Consider the following 16,895-nt stretch of genomic DNA (forward strand, 5'->3'; position numbering starts at 1 on the left):
TGAAAAAGTGTCAGTCCAGATCATTTTATAATCAGTCTAATGTGATTTTTGAAATACGCCTGATAAAACAGGCCCAATCCCCAGACTCACAAATAACAGGCTGAGTTTCATACGTAATCAGAATAAATAATGAACTCCCTACTCTGCTATACAAAGCTTCTGGGCCAGGAGAAGGCAAAAAAAATGATCTCCCGCTCTCTCGCGGGAGACCGGATTCCCCATGCCTATATTTTCAGGGGGCCGGACGGAGTCGGTAGAAAGCTTTTTGCCCGGGGACTGGCTGCGGCCCTGAACTGCAGGACTGGAGAAACTTCTGTTGCCTGTGGAGAATGTGGTTCATGCAGAAAATATCTTTCAGGAAATCATCCTGATTTTATTGTAGTGAGTTCTGAAAAAAGCGGCATCAGCATCAGCAGGATTCGGGAACTGGGTCGGGAACTGACTTATCCACCGTACGAGGCTGCCAGGCGTGTGGTTGTCCTTGAGGATGTCCACCTGATGCGCAGGGAAGCTGCCAACAGCCTTCTGAAAACCCTTGAGGAACCGCCTGAAAACAATCTGATTATTCTGACCGCCGAATCTTCCAGGGAGATTCTGCCTACCTTGACATCCCGTTGTCAGGTTGTCCCTTTTTTTCGTCTGTCAGAAAGTGAGACGCTGGTCATTCTTGAACAGTATGGAATCGGCGGTGACGAAGGCCGTCTTTATGCCAGGTTTGCAGAAGGGAGCCCCGGGAAGGCACTTATGCTGAAACAGACAAAGCTGATTGAACTCTGGCGGGAAGTTATCAGCCTGGTGGCGAATCAATCAGGGGAAACAGGGAAGGATCTGGATGTTATTCTGGAGCTGGCGGAAAAGATGGCAGCATTGAAAGATGACCTGGGAGAACTGTTTGTTTTTCTAAAAATGTGGCTTCGTGATATGCTGGTCAGCGGACAAAATGTTGCGCTCTCCGGCAAAGGCCTCGATGAATCGCCGGGCAGTGTGGAGAGAGTTTCGAAAAGCTGGAGTTCCGCGCTGGTTTTTGCTAAACTGCAGGCTATTGAAATGGCAGAAAAAGCACTGGCCAGGAACTGCAATAGACTCCTGGTCTGTGAAATAGTGTTGTTCAGGTTGCAGGAATCTGGTAAAACTGGCGTGACTTTAATGTCTTACTCACGATGAAGCAGAGTGAAAATGTAATTTCAAAGGTGGTTTGAAGGCGAAGAAATCAGGTGATCAAAAGGTACCCATTATATGACGGGAATGAGTGAAGAAGAATCCAGCGTGAGACCGGAAACTGGTGAAGTAACAAGCTACTACCGGATACGGTTCCGGGAAGAGGGGCAGCAGTTTTCGGCTTCCTTTGCTGAGTCGGATCTTGTGGCAGGCAATGTGGTGATGGTGAATACGGATCATGGTCTTGAGCCTGCCGAGATTGTCGAAAGGGTGTCCCTCCCCGGATTGTGCGGGCAGGTCAGGAGGGCGACTTTTGAAATAAGTCGCCCTGCAGGGGATGAAGAAAGAGAAAAGTACAGTCATCTTGCTGAAAATGAAGCTCGGGCATTTTCCATCTGCAGAGGGTTGATTGAAAAACATGAACTCAGTATGCAGCTGGTGAGGGTGGAGAGGTTTTTCAACGGCAGTAAGATGGTTTTTTATTTTACAGCTGACAATCGTGTTGATTTCAGAGCGTTGGTTAAAGACCTCGTTCAGGAATTTCGTACCAGGGTTGAGATGCGTCAGGTAGGTGTCCGGCATGAAACGAAAATGATCGGCGGTATAGGTACCTGCGGCAGGGAGCTCTGCTGTTCTTCTTTTATTAAAAAATTTGATTCAGTCTCCATCAAAATGGCGAAAGAACAGGATCTACCTCTGAATCCTGCGAAAATATCCGGCGTCTGCAACCGGCTTCTCTGCTGCCTGACCTATGAATATGATACATACAGGAAACAGAGAAAAGGTATGCCCCGACCGGGAAAACGAATTGTTATAAATAATGAACATTTCCGGGTCAAGAGACAGAATCCCCTGCAGGAAACGATACTGGTTGAAAATGAATCAGGAGAGGAATTTACCCTGTCCAGAGATCAATGGAGGCAGTACCGGCATCAGAAGAGAAAAACGACAGGCAGGGACAGGAAAAAGAAGAAGGACCGGGGGAGCTCTAAAAATAACTGATCCAGGCATCGTGTTTTTTGCATTTTGCGGAATCAAGGAATAATCATACAGCAATAAAAATGAGTTTTTTATGACAACATACATAACTACGCCGATCTATTACGTGAATGCCCAGCCCCATCTCGGCCATGCGTATACCACAGTTGTTGCAGATACATACAGTCGTTTCAAGCGACTGTGCGGAGAAAAAGTCAGGTTCCAGACAGGGACCGATGAACATGGTGATAAAATTGCGGAAGCCGCGGGTAAAGAGGGTATAGAACCAAAAGAATATGTGGACAGGATAAGTACCATGTTTCGGGATACCTGGCCACTGTTGATGGTGGAACCCGATAATATCATTCGCACAACGGACCCGGATCATATGGCCAATGTGCAGGCCATACTGCAGCAGGTTTATGATAAGGGTGATATTTATTTTGCTGAGTATACCGGCTTGTACTGTACTGGATGTGAACGATTTCTCACGGAAAAGGAATTGGTTGACGGTAACTGTCCCGATCATCAGAAACCGCCGAAGGAGATAGCTGAACAGAACTATTTTTTTCGGATGTCCGGCTATCAACAGCAGCTTATTGATCATATCAAAAAAAATCCGGAGTTTATCACTCCTGAGAGATATCGTAATGAAGTGCTCTCTTTTCTCAGTGAGCCGCTTGAAGATCTTTGTATTTCAAGGCCGAAATCGCGACTGACCTGGGGAATAGAACTGCCCTTTGATAAGAATTTTGTTACCTATGTCTGGTTTGACGCTTTGATCAATTATGTCACCGGACTGAGTTATCCTGATGGAGAAAATTTTAAAACATTCTGGCCCGCGGCGGAGCATCTGATAGCCAAAGACATATTGAAGCCCCATGCGATCTACTGGCCCACCATGCTGATGGCGATGGAGGTTCCACTTTATAAAAAGCTTCATGTTCACGGGTACTGGAATGTGGATAATACCAAGATGTCTAAGAGTATCGGCAATGTAGTGCGGCCGCGCCAGCTTGTGGAAGAATATGGTATCGATGCATTCAGGTATTTTGTGCTCCGTGAGATGTCTTTCGGGCTTGATTCGTCTTTCAGTTCTGAGGCGATCATCGCCAGGCAGAATGCTGATCTTGCCAATGATCTGGGGAATCTCTACTCCAGGACCATGGCCATGGTGAAAAAATACCGCGACGGTAAGATTCCCGTTGTGGACAATGGAAAGGACGATGACCGTATTTTGCGGGAGGCGGTGGAAAGGATGATTCCTCTTTATCGTGAAGCCATGGCGGGATTCCAGTTTCATCGCGCACTTGGGGGTGTATGGGAAATCGTGGGGCTTGCCAATAAGTATATTGTCACCAATGAACCATGGAGCCTTGCCGGCGATCCGGCAAAAAAAGGAAGGCTTGATCATGTGCTTTACAATCTGCTTGAGTGTCTGCGTATTATTGCCCTGGTGGTGCAACCGGTGATGCCGGGGGCCGCCGCCAGGATGATTGAAGGATTGGGACTTGACCCGACCGGAGATAATGTCCGCCTTCTTGAGACGGGAGGAAAATGGGGTGTACTTGCAGGAGGAAGCGAGCTGAAATCTGTAAAGGCCCTGTTTCCCCGGTTGCTCAGGGAGAAAAAGAATGTCGGGAAATCCCGGAAGAAAACAGGACAGAAGAATCAGACGAAAAAAAAGGAAACGGAGCTGGATGGTCTTGTCAGCATTGATACTTTTCGAAAGCTGGATCTCAGGGTTGCCGAGATTGTGGCAGCCGAGCCGGTGAAAAAATCGAACCGATTGCTGAAGCTCACAGTCAGAACTCCGGAAGAACGAACGATTGTGGCAGGAATCGCGGAGTTCTATTCACCTGCGGATCTGTCAGGTCGTCAGGTTATTATTGCGGCCAATCTCAAACCGGTGAAACTGATGGGCGTTGAGTCACAGGGGATGGTTCTGGCAGCAAAGGAAAAAAGAGATGGAAAGGAACATCTTGTGCTTGTAACCGTGGGAGATCATGTTGCTCCGGGAACCGTTGTCAGTTGATTTTTACAGGCAGAGCAATTACAGCCCAGAGATAATCAAATCATAGAGCTGCTATCCTTGTGACCAATTACCAGCAATGACGACGTGCCGGGTTAAAATATAAAGGAGAACCGGATGTTTGTAGTAAATAATTTTTTGATGGCTATAGCCAAACTTATGGATTTTCTTCTGACATTGTACATGTGGGCCATTATCGGAAGAGCTGTTATATCCTGGGTGGGGGCTGATCCGTACAATCCCATAGTAAGGTTTCTTGTTGAGATAACTGAACCTGTGTTAAGTAAAATACGGAGAATTCTGCCCATGAGCATGGGCGGGATGGATTTTTCCCCGATGATTCTCATTTTAATCATCATGTTTCTTCAGAGTTTTCTGGTGCAGACTTTAAAGCAGATAGCAATGGGAATGGGATAGCAACAACGTTTTAACTCAAACTGGAGGCAGACATGCTAACACCTCAGGCAATAAAAGATCAGGAGTTTCAGATAAAGTTCAGAGGATATGATGCTATCGAAGTACGGTCGTATCTTGAGCTGCTTGCCGAAGATTATTTTGAGCTGCATGAACAGAATCGTGTTCAGGCGGAAGAGATAGAGTCCCTCACCGCCGAGCAGGAAGCATGGCGGGAAGAAAAGGAAAAGCTGGAAAATGAACTCCGTGAAAACCGGGAAAGCAATGAGGCTGTTCAGGCTGAAATCCAGGAAGGGTACCGACATAAAGATGAAGAAATAGACCAGTTGAAGGCCCGGGTTGAGGAACTGGAAGGTACGGTGGCAACTCTGGAAAGTGAAAAGAGTGAAGCTGCTGAAAAGATAGTAAAACTTGAAGAGGAACTCGGAGCCAGGAGTGAAAGCTCTGCCGGGGAAAAAGAAGAGATTGAAAGATTGCGGACCAGGTTGGAGCAGTTGGAGGAGAAGAACAGAGAATTGCAGCAGGAAGGGCTCGATTTCAAAACGACTATTCTTGCTGCCCAGAAGTTTGCTGACAATCTCAAGCTGACCAGTGAACAGGAAGCTGAGGCTCTCATGGAGCAGGCTCGGGCCGATGTGGCAAAATTCCGTAAAGAGGCTCAGGCGGAGCTTGCCCATCTTCCAAAAGAAATTGAAGAATTACAGCAGAAGAAAATTCAGGTTCGGGATGAACTGAAAGCCGTGCTCAATACTTATCTGCAGAAGCTTGACAGCTTCGGAGAAACGGATGATGATTTTTCTGATCTTTTCCAATCCATACAGATACCTGAGGTTGAAAGTGTTCATCCCGACGATATCGACAATATAGATATGGAACTGCCCTGATCAGATGGGAAGGATAAATGTCTTTTCTTGTTAAAGCAAAGGGCGGTTCTCTGCTTCTTCGGCTCCATATTCAACCAAGGGCATCAAGAACAAAAATTATCGGAATATACGACGGGACATTGAAGATGACTGTTTGCGCTCCTCCGGTTGAAGGTCGGGCCAACAGAGAGATCGTTAAGTTTCTGGCGAAAAAGCTTAAAATTACAAGGAGTGATGTCCGGGTGAAATCGGGGATGCAGTCCAGGCGAAAGAGTGTGGAACTTAAAAATATCCTGGAAAGTGAGGTTCGTCGGCTCCTGGAGGCGGAAGAATGAAACAATATGTGGTTGGCAATTGGAAATGTCATAAAAAAAGTGATGATGCAAAAGCGTGGTTTGAGGCTTTTGCCGAATACTGCAGTCCGGGAGATGACCTGGAAGTGATTGTTGCTCCTTCTTTTATCTGCCTGGAACCTGTGGCTTCCTACCTGAAGAAACTTGGCCTGAAAAATGTTCGTCTTGCCGCCCAGAATGTCTCTCCTTTTCCCCGGGGGGCCTACACGGGAGAAATTGCAGCAGATATGCTGAGGGGACTTGTTGATTATGTGATCATAGGCCATTCCGAGCGAAAACGCTATTTTCATGAAACGGATCAGGATGTGATCAATAAGGTTACTGAAGTGGTGGACGCGGGTCTGATTCCCATTGTCTGTGTGGACGGTTCGTCGCTGTCCTCAAGGCTGGCATCATTGCAGGATATTGATGTTGACCGGATGATCATTGCTTATACTCCTGTTGATGCCCTGACATTTAAAATCCCCGAGTCTCCCGAAAGGGTGAAGGAAACTCTTGAGGGAGAAAAGCATCGTCTGGGAAAATGGCCGGTTATTTATGGAGGAGCACTGCTTCCGTCCAACATAAGGGACTATTCTTCTCTTCCTGTATTGTCCGGTGTTTTTGTGGCAAGTGCAAGTCTTGACCCTGGAGATTTTGCTGCTGTCTGTCAGCGGATCTGATTCCGCGGCCCGAATAGTCTGAAGGTTACTGTTTCAGGATTTCTTTTTCTTCCGCAGGAGAAACGAAAAGATAAAGATGGTTGTGTTGATTCCCGCCAGTAACAGGCCCATTATGCCGATGGTGCCGATAATGCCGGGTTTTCTGGAAATGGAGTCGGCCAGGATAAGGATGGAAGAACCGACGATCAGGGCTGCACTGATCATGGCAATGCCCATGATCCTGCTGGCCGTGTCAATTTTTTCCGACAGATGCTCTATTCGCTTGAGTTCGAGATTCAGTGTAAATCTGCTGTGCTTGGCATGATTGAGAAAACGCTGCAGCTCTCCCGGGACTTCTTCCAGAAGTTCCAGATAATGGGTGAATGATTTATACATCCGGTTTTTTACAGCCTGAAAACCGTACCTGTTCATGACTACCTTTCTGATCTGTGGTTCCACGTGGGTGAGGAAGTCAAAAGAGGGGTCAAAATATTCAGCAACCCCTTCAATGGTTGTCAGGGCTTTGGTCAGCAGGAGAAGATCCCCCGGACATTGGATATGGTAGCGCTGCAACATGGCGAAAAAATCCGCCAGGAGCGTTGTGATGTCAAGCTGTTGCAGGCTTGTGTTCTGCACGTGACTGATCAGGTGTTGCAGGTCTGTTCTGAAATCGCGTCTTTCCGTAACCATCGGGTCTGCGTCTGTCAGGCCGATGACGACCCTGCAGAGCTGGTCAAGATCTCCCTTGATGATGCCGGAGACCAGATTTATCAAATGTTCTGTTGTTTTTTTGTCCAGCTGTCCTGTCATCCCGCAGTCAATAAAACAGAGACTGTTGTCATCCAGCAGGAAAATATTGCCGGGGTGGGGATCAGCATGAAAAAATCCGAATTCCAGGCATTGTTTGAAAATGGCATCAGTGCCGTTGGTGACAATGGCTCTTCTCTGGGCAGGAGTAAGTTCCTCCGGGTCCAGGGTGGAGAGCAGTCTGCCCTTGATTTCCTCCAGGGTCAGGACTGAACGTGTGGTGGCCGACCAGTACACCCTGGGAAAGGAGATTGAAGAATCATCTTCAAAATAACGGCCCAGTCTTTCGGTGGACTGCCCCTCGGTAATCAGGTTGATTTCTTTGAGAAGTTCTCTGGAAAATTCCTTGGCCACAGCGGTGGGGCTGTACCCCAGATCCGAAAAATACTGCTCCATCAGCTGGGCGAGACTTTCCACCAGGGCCATGTCTTCTTCAACAAGCTGTCGTGCCCCTGGGCGGAGTACTTTGATGACAACTTCGCTGTCATCCTGCATGACGGCGCGATGAACCTGGGCTATGGAGGCAGCAGCCAGAGGTGTTTCTTCTATGGATTTGAACAGCAGGTCAAGGCGGCCGGGAAATTCAAGGGCAAGAACCTTGTGTATTTTTTCAAACTCAACCTGGCTGCAGCGATCCTGCAGTTTTTTCAGTTCATGGGTCCATTCCTTCGGAATCAGATCAGGTCTGGTGGAGAGCAGTTGACCAAGTTTAATGAATGTGGGGCCAAGTTCCTCCAGGACTCTGCGGATTCTGACGGGCAGAGGCAGAGCAAGATTATCAGGAATAGAATCGTCTTCCACGTCTTCTCTGCCCCCGCCGAGCAGGCGGTGCAGGCCGGTGTCAAGAACCAGTTGCCTGAAACCGAACATGGAAAGAACCTTGACGATTTCAGCAAATCGCTTGGTATTTCTGATGGTTCGTTTAATGCTGGTGATTTTCATGATGAGGTGAAAATATCAAGAACAGCCTGGTCCTGTTCAAAGCGTTCAGCGAGGGTATTGTACCAGGTGCCGATATTGCCGATATCCCATTTGAGATCGTTTTCCGCCCAGAGGTCACATGTTTCGGGGAGAAAGTCTTCAAAGATTTTCATGGCATCGTCAGCTCCGAAAAAATCGGCTGAGCAATACATGAGAGAAAGAATATCCGCTGTCTGGATGAGGATTGGAAACTGTTTAAATGACGGTGCCTCCCCGGGACAATGGTGATGACCTATTGCCATGGTCAATTTTCCAGGAAGGAGCCAGCGATTCGCAAGCAGCAGGCCAACCCGGTCATGGCTGATGTTAAATTCAGTCAGTTCTTCCGCCGCACTGTCGCTGCGGCCGGGTTCGGTGAGTTCTCTTAACAGGGGATATCTATCGCCAAACAGTGTCAGCATTGCCAGTTTGCCGATATCGTGAATCAGCCCGGCAACAAAGAGTTCACTCGGAGAAATGGACATTGTTTCGCCCATTATTTTGGCAGTAAGACCGCAGGTGAACGCATGCTGCCAGAAGAGCGTGACAGACTCCCGGAATTCTTTGCTCAGTTTCGGGAAAGCGGCAAAAAGGGCTTTTCCTATGACGATATTGCGAACTTCCTCAAAACCAAGAACCATCAGGGCTCTCTCCATTGTACTCACTTCACGGGGAATGCCGAAGAAGGCGGAATTGGCGATTTTCAAAATGGTGGCGCACATGCTCTGGTCGGGAAGTATTACTTTCATCAGATCTTCAGCACTGCTTTCCGGGTCGGCAGTAACTGCCATAACTCTGGTTACGATCAGAGGGAGAGCCGGAAAAGAGTTAATCTGTGTCTCTATATGTATATGCTCATGGGTAGTCATGATTTGATTTCGGGAAATTGAGTGATCAACTGCCTGCGTTTCTTTTCAAGGTGATCTTTTGGTAACTTTAAGATATTGTTTCTTATTATCATGTCGATTGTGTGGAGTACAAGATGAGGGTCGAACTGTTTTCCCGCCTGGTGAATGAGTTCGTCAATAATAGCTTCGGCTTTCAGTCTGGGTCTGAAGGGACGTTCTGAATTCATGGCGGCGAGGGCATCAACAATATTGAAAAGCCGCGCTCCAAGCGGGATTTCACTGCCCTTCAGACCATGGGGGGCACCGTTACCGTCATACCGTTCTCCATGGGAGAGAAGTACCGTGCGTTCGTTGGCAAAAAAATCAAAAATATCAGTTATTTCTGCGAGTTTGTAGGGGAGGTCATCCATGATCTCCCGTTCATTCCCGCTCAGCTTGGACTGTTTGCTGAACAGGTCGTTATGGAGGAAAAAACGGATGCTGTTATGAAGGGTTATGGCGTTTTGAAAAGTAGCAACGAGATGGGGAGGAAGGCCGAGTTGTCTGCCTAGCAGGGCTGTATAGTGGGAAACCTGGTCGATATGATCCTTGTATTCCGTTCCGGCAATTTCCCTGGCCAGGAGTTGCAGGGAAGAGATTGTTGAATGCCTGGTTTTTTCAAGGATGCGATTGATTGTTTCCTTGAGTGTAGCGAGTGACTGCTGGGAATTGTATTCTTCGTTAATCCCCAGGGGGGCAAAGACATGAATCCTGTTGCGGCCTCCGGCCTTTGCCATGTACAGGGCTGTTTCCGCCATGGAGATCAATTCATCATGATTTTCGAGAGCGTGGGTTTTCAGGGAGGCAATACCGATGGAAACAGTAATTGATTTATGTATTCCGTAATGGATAAAGGGTTTTTCTGAGCATGCAATGCGAATTTTTTCTGCGGTTTTCTCTGCAAGTTCTAGATCCGCTTCAGGCATCAGAATAACGAAATCCTCACCAGAAAAGCGATAACAGCTGTCAATAGGCCTGGTGTTCAAAGTGAGCCTTGCGGACATCTCATTGAGCACCGCATCGCCGAATTCAAGTCCGGAAGATTTATTGATTTCATTGAAGTAGTCAATATTAAGAATAAGTAAAGAGAGATCTTTTTCCCGGGTTACTGCGTGTTGAAATTCATTTTTAAGGATCTCGGTCAGGTGTCGTCTGTTGAATAATCCTGTCAGTCCGTCTCTTTTTGAAAGGGTATCCAGGACTTTCTGGTGGGTCTGGAGGTTCTCGAAATATTCCGCACTGATTTTTTGAATATGGGTAAGAAAGGAAATCTTATATCGGAGTAGTTCACTGCTTACCGGCAGAGGAAGAAAATCAATGAGTCGATTTTTACCGGGAACGACCAGGGATTCCGGAGGAACCTGGGTTGTCCCGAGAACCAGGATGGGGATCTGGTCAGGGACCATTCCCGGCGTAAGGATTGTCTTTAAAACTTCAGTTCTGTCTGTTGTGATAAGGATTGAAGTATCCGAAATAACAGGTGTTGTCAGCCCGTTGCAATTAAAAATACATCTGGCATTGGGGCAGGCTTCAAGGATCAGCCGCAGGAAAGTTGAACCGGATGAAAGCTGGTCGATATTTTGGAGGAGATCGTTTGTCATTGGTTCAAAGGGCGGAATGATCGCTGAGCTGTAATAAAAAGTAATGGTCGAAAAAGCCGCATTATAATTAACTATACATTTTTGTTTTATAAAATTGCAAATGGATAATGGATATGAAACCACCTGAATCCTGGTCATTACTTACAGCCACCCCCAGCTTTTCATGGTCTCTTTTTCCCGCAGAGGCAGGTAAAGGCGAACTTTTCTGAAGTACAGGATTCAGGAACTCTTTTACTCTGGCGGAGGAATGAATAATAATTTATATCTGAATTCTTGAGCGTTTGCAGGATGCGTTCCGTTTTCTTTGCCCCTGGATATTGAATGTTCACGATTTCAGGTTACTTTTCAGTTCAGAGTTGTCAACCCTGTGAGTTATTACTTTAATCATATGCCATGAAAACAATGAAAAATAACAGTTTTAACGATGATATTCCGGCCAGAATCAAGGAAGAAGCGGACATTGTTCAGATTGTTGGTGAAGTGGTTGATTTAAAGAAAAGTGGTGTCCGCTATCTGGGGCTCTGTCCCTTTCATGGGGAAAAGACACCTTCCTTTTCAGTTCATGGCGGGCAGCAGTTTTTTCACTGTTTTGGCTGTGGAGAATCCGGGGATGTTTTCAGTTTTATGATGAAGTATCATAATCTCACGTTTCCTGAAGCCATGAAAGAGCTGGCCCGGAGATATAATATTGAACTGCCTGAAAAGCCGCAGTCAAAAGAAGCGGCGTTGAGACAGAAAAAACGAGAAAAACTATTCGGGATCAATAAAAAATGTGCAAAGCTATATGTTCGCTACCTGCTGGAGGAAAAAGGAGCGGAAAATGCACGCGGGTACTTGCAGACAAGGGGAGTAACCAGTGAAATTGTCGAAAAATATCAGCTTGGTTATGCCCCTTCGGTTGAGAGGGAAGGCTGGAATTATCTCGGTTCAAAGTTAAGCAGAGAAGAGCAACTTGCTGCTGTGGATGCGGGTCTTCTTGTCCGTCGGGAAAATGGAGGAACTTACGATCGTTTCAGGGACAGGATCCTGTTTCCCATTTTTGATATAAGCGGTCAGGTCTGCGGATTTGGTGGGCGTGTCGTAGGTGATGGTCAGCCGAAATACATGAATTCGCCGGAAAGCCTCGTCTTCGACAAAAGCAGGTTGCTTCTGGGCCTGTATCAACAGAAAGAGAGCATTCGTAAAAAGAAAAAAGCAATTCTTGTGGAGGGAAATTTTGATCTTATTTCCCTGGTGGTTGCGGGAGTGAGTAATGTTGTGGCTCCTCTGGGTACGGCGTTGACACGGGAGCAGTTGAGAATGCTGAAGCGTTTCACTGCAGAAATAACCCTGCTTTTCGATGGTGACAGTGCCGGTGAGAAAGCTGCCGTCCGGGCGGTTCCCTTTTTTCTGGCGGAGCAGTTGAGTGGACAGGTTGCTCTGTTGCCCCGGGAACATGATCCGGACAGTTTTGTCAGGGAAAAGGGAGCGGAAAGACTGCTGCAGTTGCTTGATGCAGCACAATCCCTGCCGGAATTTGTTCTTGCAGCCCTGATCAGACGTCATGGTCTTTCACTTGATGGAAAAAGCAGGATCATAGATTCCCTGGTACCCCTGGTGCAGGCTGCGACATCTCCTCTGCAGCGGTCGATGTTTATTTCCCATTTTGCCGAGAACCTTGGAATTTCAGTTGAGTCATTCCAGACTGTGATGCAGTCAGGGCAGCGGGAGAATCTCCTGCGGGAAAAGAGAGTCGAGACAGAAAAAACGCCGGAAAAAACCGCACCTCTTTCCATGGCCCAGAAACGTCTGGTGGAGTATATGGTCCTGAATCCTGTTCACCTCAAAGTTTTGGAGGAGCATGGTATCAGGGATGCCCTGGCAGGAGGGCTGGGGGAGATATTGTTTCTCCAATTGAAGGCGATGGTGGAGGAAAGGGGAGAATTTGAGCCTGAAGAACTTCTCTCAAAACTGCCGGGTGGACAGGAGAGAAAGCTGGTCACGGAATTACTGATGCAGGCTTCTCTCCGGGATTTGCCTGAAAGCAATGGGACAGATATTGAAACAGGGAGTGAACTTGGGGATATGTTAAATTATTTGAAAATGATATCCCTGCGTAAACAGTCTCAAAGCGTGAAAGTTCAGATGAAGGAAGCTGAACATGCCGGGGATATGGAAAAACTGCAGAAACTTGTGCTTGAAATGGTTGAAATCGAGAAGAAACTGCATGAGTAGGCAAGACATGGGGCGAATGGTATAGTCGGTTCAGTTGGAATAAAATCATGGAATTGTTTTTCCTGTGAGTCGTTACTTTCATGGTTGTTTTCTGGGTAACGGCGTAAGGAAATGGGAGTTTTTCCCATGAAACGAGGAATTTGCTTGACATTTTCTATTGTTTGGTTTGATTGTGTAGGATGTATTTGAATTGAGGGTGGTTTTTGTTAAAACTGATCCGAAATTGTCCCGCTCCGGGTTGAGTTATACTCCTGAAGGGGATATTCCAGGACAGTTTGACTGTTTGAGCAAAGGGAGAGTTATATGAGTTTGACTGAAAGTGATGATGATTTAGTTGGTGATGTGGGTGAGCGGGTTCGTGAGTATGGTCCCGAGGAAGAAACATCCCTTTTTGAACTGACTAACGATGATCACGTGGATGAAGAGGTAACTCCTGTAGATTTTTCAGATGCTCGATATGACAGGCGTGGCCGGGGGCCGGGAGATCGTCGTCGCGGGATTTTTACTGATCGCCGCAAAGGAGACAGGCGCAGAATTTCACGGGGATCGGTAAAACAGTCTTCCAAATCCAAATCATCCGTTGATCCGATGAATATATATCTTCGGGAGATGGGGAGCCTCACCCTGCTCAATCATGAAGAAGAGCTGAAACTCGCCAGAATGATGGAAGACGGCAAAAAGAGAGTGCAGAATGCCGTCCTCAGGACATCGTTGGCCATACCTGCTCTTCAGGAAGTGGTGAAAGTATTGCCCGAAAGTCCAGGTAAGGTCTGTCAGGTTCTTGCCGGCATTCAGGATAATCAGTCCGGAGTTGTGGAGCGGGAGAGCAGAGAACTTCTAGCAGCAGTGGACAGGGCGGTTGAAATCGACAGGGAGCGAAATAAACTCTTAAAACAGTATCTGGCCCTTGATGAGACCACAGGAGAGGCGAAAGATCTGTTTGCGAAAGTGCAGGCGAAAGGAGTGGAAATTGCAGGCCTGTTCGAAGGAAAAATTCTCTGTCCCGATTGTGTAAATGCGGTCGCAAGAGGTCTTGAAGAGCTGTCAAAACGATTCAGGAAGGTCTTTGTGACTGTCATTGGTGAATACAGTCTGGGGGAAAATGAGTCCGGTGAAGAAATTTCTCCAGAGGCAATAGAGCGGCAGGTCAACCGTCAGATGCTTGAAGAATCCGGTGTTGATCAGAAGGAGCTGCAGCAGATTCTCCATGAAGTTGATTCGGGCTGGGAAATGTATAAGCATGCCCGTGAGGGACTTGTCCGCGCCAATCTTCGTCTGGTTATTTCCGTATCGAAAAAATTTGTTAACCGGGGGCTGCAGTTTTCTGACCTGATCCAGGAAGGGAATATCGGCCTGATGAAGGCTGTTGAAAAATTTGATTACCACCGGGGATACAAGTTCAGTACCTATGCCACCTGGTGGATAAGACAGGCCATTACCAGGGGTATTGCCGATCAGGGCAGGACTATAAGGCTGCCTGTTCATATGATAGAGACGATTAATCGACTGCTCAGGGTTTCCAAGGATTTCCTTCTCGAAGAACATCGGGAACCGACACCGGAAGAGATGGCGGAGCAACTGGGCACGGATGTGGCCAAGGTGAAGTCGGCCCTGAAAATCGCCAAGGATGCCATTTCTCTTGATACACCCGTCGGGGATGATGGAGAAAGTCATCTCGGAGATTTCATTGAAGACAAGGAAAAACTTGGCCCTGATGAAGCGAGCATGGTAACAAGCCTGAGAGAATGCCTGAATCAGGTCATGTCTTCCCTGACGCCACGGGAAGCAAAGGTTTTGAGGATGCGTTACGGTATTGATGTGGACTGTGATCATACTCTTGAAGAGGTGGGAAAATGCTTTGCAGTGACCAGGGAAAGAATCCGTCAGATTGAGGCCCAGGCAATTGTCAAGCTTAAACACCCGTCCCGGGTGGAAGAGCTGCGGGTCTTCATGGTCGATTAATTTTTGTAATTGGTTACAGGGGTGGCAACTCTATGATTTTATTACCTCTGAAGTGTAATTACTAATTTCTTACTCGGCCTGTTTAACAGCCGGTTTATAACAGATATTGAAAATGGCCCCTGTTTTAGATTGGATCAGCCTCAGTCTGGTGCCGGGTCTCGGGGTGAGTGGTTTATGGAAACTGATCGGTCATTTCAAGGGACCCGGCAATGTTTTGCGGGCGTCTTTAAAGGAATTACGTCAGGTTTCCGGGATCAGGTCCAGTCAGATTGAAAACCTGGTCCGCCGTGACGAGAACCTGCAACGGGGGTGGGACGAGCTTCGCAGAATGGAACGGGTCGGAGTGCAGGCTCTGACCTGGGATGATCCCTTGTATCCAGAACTTCTCCGCGAAATACCAGATGCACCTTCTGTGTTGTATCTCTCTGGAAAGAAAGAACTTCTTAAAAAAAAATGCATTGCAATCGTCGGTTCCAGAGCGGCAACCGCTTATGGCAGGAAGGTGGCTCATTCCCTGGCAAAGGCGCTGGTCAGTCATTCAAAGACAGTCGTTTCGGGACTGGCTCTCGGCATTGATGCCTGTGCTCACCGGGGGGCTCTGGATGGAGGGGGTAATACAGTTGCTGTGCTTGGATGTGGTCTGGACGTTGTTTACCCCAGACAGAATGAAGTGCTTTACAGGAAAATCCTAGAAGATGGAGTAGTGGTCAGTGAGTATCCGCTTGGTACCCGTCCGGAAGGATTCAGGTTCCCCGCCAGAAACAGAATAATTGCCGGGCTGAGTCGGGGCATTGTCGTGGTGGAGGCTGCCAGGAAATCCGGGTCCCTGATTACCGCTCAGCTGGCATTGGATTACGACAGAGAAGTTTTTGCTGTTCCTGGACAAATAGATTCCCATAAAAGCGCAGGCAGCCATTGGCTGCTGCAGCAGGGCGCCAAGTTGATCCAGGGTGTGGAGGATATTCTGGATGAATTTCCCGGTGAGGATATCATCAATGTTTCTGAGACCCTGGACAGCGATAAAGAGATAAATTCGCTGGAACCAGATTCTCTTCAGGTTCTTAATGCACTTGAACCATACCCACGGACCCGGGATCAGGTGATAGACAGTGTGGAGCTGCCTGCCTCCAGGGTCAATGAGCTTCTGCTCCTTCTTGAACTGGAGGGTCTTGTTGAAGTTCTGCCGGGAGATAATATAAGGCGGCTCAGGTGAGTGGTTGGTTCGTAATTATCCATGAAACTCTGCCGGATTGGGGATGTGTCTGCTTTATCAGGCTGAGTTTCATACGTAATCAGAATAATTATTAATACATGAGCAGTTTCGATATGAATAAGAAAATACAAATAGCACCGTCAATATTGTCAGCCGACTTCAGCCGCCTGGGTGAAGAGATCAGATCCGTGGAAAGCTGTGGAGCGGATGTTATCCATATAGATGTAATGGATGGCCGTTTTGTGCCGAATATTACTATCGGCCCTCTGGTTGTCGAGGCGGCAAGAAGGGTTACAGACAAAGTGCTTGATGTTCACCTGATGATTGTTGAACCGGACAGATATCTTGAGCAGTTTGCTTCTGCCGGAGCAGACTGGATTACGGTACATGTGGAAGTCTGTAATCATCTGCACAGGACAGTGACCAGAATAAAGGAACTTGGGAAAAGGGCGGGAGTTGTCCTTAATCCCAGCACTTCTCTGACTGCTCTTGACTACATTCTGGAAGATGTTGATCTGGTCATGTTCATGTCAGTTAATCCGGGGTTTGGCGGTCAGTCGTTTATTCCTTCCACTCTCAAAAAAATAACCAGTCTGCGGCGCCGGATTGATGAGCTGGGTCTGTCAATCGGTATTGAAGTCGACGGTGGGATCAGTGAAAAAACAATTGGCTCGGTGGCAAAAGCTGGAGCCAATATTTTTGTTGCAGGATCCGCGGTCTATGGCAGTGAAAATTATGGTAAAACCATCAGTCATCTGAAAAAGAAGGCCGGGGATGGGGCTGTCCTGTACCGGTCGGAATAGAGCAGGGGG

Annotated in this window: 14 protein-coding genes; 11 read left to right on the forward strand and 3 right to left on the reverse strand. The window is 47.5% G+C overall.

All coding sequences use genetic code 11. From position 1 onward, the window contains the following. Positions 1-129 precede the first annotated feature (129 nt). The 7 genes from holB to ACXLDX_RS10035 all read left to right on the forward strand — a co-directional run bounded on the left by holB (position 130) and on the right by ACXLDX_RS10035 (position 6,460). Positions 130-1,164 carry a DNA polymerase III subunit delta' gene (gene holB, locus ACXLDX_RS10005; RefSeq protein WP_457577039.1) on the forward strand — a complete coding sequence of 345 codons (1,035 nt, stop codon included), beginning with the start codon at positions 130-132 and terminating at the stop codon, positions 1,162-1,164. 72 nt (positions 1,165-1,236) lie between these two features. Next, positions 1,237-2,160 carry a PSP1 domain-containing protein gene (locus ACXLDX_RS10010; RefSeq protein WP_457577040.1) on the forward strand — a complete coding sequence of 308 codons (924 nt, stop codon included), beginning with the start codon at positions 1,237-1,239 and terminating at the stop codon, positions 2,158-2,160. 70 nt (positions 2,161-2,230) lie between these two features. Next, entirely contained in the window at positions 2,231-4,171 is a 1,941-nt protein-coding gene (gene metG, locus ACXLDX_RS10015; protein WP_457577041.1) for a methionine--tRNA ligase, read from the forward strand. Between the two features lie 114 nt (positions 4,172-4,285). After that, positions 4,286-4,585 (forward strand): YggT family protein, encoded by a 300-nt coding sequence (locus ACXLDX_RS10020; RefSeq protein ID WP_457577042.1) that lies wholly within the window; start codon positions 4,286-4,288, stop codon positions 4,583-4,585. A 32-nt stretch (positions 4,586-4,617) separates the two neighbouring features. Next, positions 4,618-5,466: a DivIVA domain-containing protein gene (locus tag ACXLDX_RS10025; protein ID WP_457577043.1), complete on the forward strand. Its 849-nt coding sequence runs from the start codon at positions 4,618-4,620 to the stop codon at positions 5,464-5,466. A gap of 17 nt (positions 5,467-5,483) precedes the next feature. Beyond that, positions 5,484-5,780 carry a DUF167 domain-containing protein gene (locus ACXLDX_RS10030; protein WP_457577044.1) on the forward strand — a complete coding sequence of 99 codons (297 nt, stop codon included), beginning with the start codon at positions 5,484-5,486 and terminating at the stop codon, positions 5,778-5,780. After that, on the forward strand, positions 5,777-6,460 hold the full coding sequence (locus ACXLDX_RS10035) for a triose-phosphate isomerase (RefSeq protein WP_457577045.1): 684 nt from the start codon (positions 5,777-5,779) through the stop codon (positions 6,458-6,460). The genes ACXLDX_RS10030 and ACXLDX_RS10035 overlap by 4 nt, the downstream gene beginning before the upstream one ends. 33 nt (positions 6,461-6,493) lie before the next feature. Here ACXLDX_RS10035 and ACXLDX_RS10040 read toward each other — a convergent pair whose 3' ends face one another. Genes ACXLDX_RS10040 through ACXLDX_RS10050 form a run of 3 tightly spaced genes read right to left on the reverse strand, consistent with a single transcriptional unit; the run spans position 6,494 to position 10,694 of the window. Next, a complete protein-coding gene (locus ACXLDX_RS10040; RefSeq protein ID WP_457577046.1) occupies positions 6,494-8,188 on the reverse strand; it encodes an ABC1 kinase family protein in 1,695 nt (564 codons plus the stop codon). Beyond that, positions 8,185-9,075 carry an HDOD domain-containing protein gene (locus ACXLDX_RS10045; protein WP_457577047.1) on the reverse strand — a complete coding sequence of 297 codons (891 nt, stop codon included), beginning with the start codon at positions 9,073-9,075 and terminating at the stop codon, positions 8,185-8,187. Before ACXLDX_RS10045 ends, ACXLDX_RS10040 begins: the two co-directional genes overlap by 4 nt. Continuing rightward, positions 9,072-10,694: a bifunctional diguanylate cyclase/phosphohydrolase gene (locus ACXLDX_RS10050; protein ID WP_457577048.1), complete on the reverse strand. Its 1,623-nt coding sequence runs from the start codon at positions 10,692-10,694 to the stop codon at positions 9,072-9,074. The genes ACXLDX_RS10045 and ACXLDX_RS10050 overlap by 4 nt, the downstream gene beginning before the upstream one ends. Before the next feature lie 402 nt (positions 10,695-11,096). On the opposite strand from ACXLDX_RS10050, the gene dnaG reads away from it, so the two are divergent. The 4 genes from dnaG to rpe all read left to right on the forward strand — a co-directional run bounded on the left by dnaG (position 11,097) and on the right by rpe (position 16,886). After that, positions 11,097-12,908, forward strand: a complete 1,812-nt coding sequence (gene dnaG / locus ACXLDX_RS10055) for a DNA primase (protein WP_457577049.1) — start codon at positions 11,097-11,099, stop codon at positions 12,906-12,908. Between the two features lie 303 nt (positions 12,909-13,211). After that, a complete protein-coding gene (locus ACXLDX_RS10060) occupies positions 13,212-14,870 on the forward strand; it encodes a sigma-70 family RNA polymerase sigma factor (protein ID WP_457577050.1) in 1,659 nt (552 codons plus the stop codon). Between the two features lie 112 nt (positions 14,871-14,982). Further along, positions 14,983-16,083 carry a DNA-processing protein DprA gene (dprA, locus tag ACXLDX_RS10065; protein WP_457577051.1) on the forward strand — a complete coding sequence of 367 codons (1,101 nt, stop codon included), beginning with the start codon at positions 14,983-14,985 and terminating at the stop codon, positions 16,081-16,083. A gap of 113 nt (positions 16,084-16,196) precedes the next feature. Continuing rightward, positions 16,197-16,886, forward strand: coding sequence for a ribulose-phosphate 3-epimerase (gene rpe / locus ACXLDX_RS10070; protein ID WP_457577052.1), 690 nt, complete (start codon positions 16,197-16,199; stop codon positions 16,884-16,886). Positions 16,887-16,895: the final 9 nt, after the last annotated feature.

Source organism: Desulfomarina sp., assembly GCF_054039375.1.